The sequence below is a fragment of the Roseateles sp. AC306 genome, from assembly GCF_979253795.1.
The window spans coordinates 1-785 of record NZ_CEEDEB010000043.1; the positions used below are offsets into that span (position 1 = coordinate 1).

At 70.2% G+C, this 785-nt stretch carries 1 pseudogene; it reads left to right on the top strand.

Annotated elements, in window-relative coordinates:
- Window positions 1-785 (top strand): annotated as a pseudogene (locus AC0IZJ_RS28340) (hypothetical protein); the annotation flags it as partial.

Genomic DNA, 785 nt, shown 5'->3' on the forward strand with positions numbered 1-785 from the left:
CGCCCGTCGCGAGCATCCTCGTGCTCCTGCTGGCGTGCGTGGGATTGCCGTATTTCTGCCTGTCCACCACCGGGCCCCTGATCCAGCACTGGTTCGGCAAGGCCTATCCCGGGCGCTCGCCCTACCGGCTGTACGCGTTGTCGAACGTCGGCTCCTTCCTCGCGTTGCTGACGTTCCCCTACGTGTTCGAACCCCGCCTCACGCTGCAGGCGATGGCCGCGCTGTGGTCGTGGGGCTTCGGCGTGTTCGCCCTGCTGTGCGCCCTGGTGGCCTGGGCGGTGTGGGGCATCCGCGCGCAGGCCGGCGATGCAACAGCCGCCGGCGCAGCGCAGGAAGGCACTGCCGGTCCCGGCATTCGCCGGCGGCTGGTCTGGATCGGCTTGCCGGCGCTGGCTTCGCTGGCCTTCGTGGCCACCACCGACCGCGTGAGCCACGACATCGCGCCCGAGCCGCGCCTGTGGATCACCACGCTGAGCCTGTACCTGCTGACCTTCATCATCTGCTTCGACCATGAGCGCTGGTACCGCCGCCGGCCGGTGGCCCTGGCCTGCCTGCCGGCGGTGCTCCTCCTGGCGGCCAGCGGCGACCTGGCCGGCTGGCTCGGGCTGGACTGGGATATCGGCTTGACCGAACTGCGCTGGAGCCACTTCGCAGTGATGTTCCTGATCTGCCTGCTGTGCCACGGCGAACTGGTGCGCGCCAGGCCCCGCGAGCATCGCCACCTCACCGACTTCTACCTGTGCATGTCGCTGGGCGGCGCCTGCGGCGGGCTGTTCGTGGCCCTG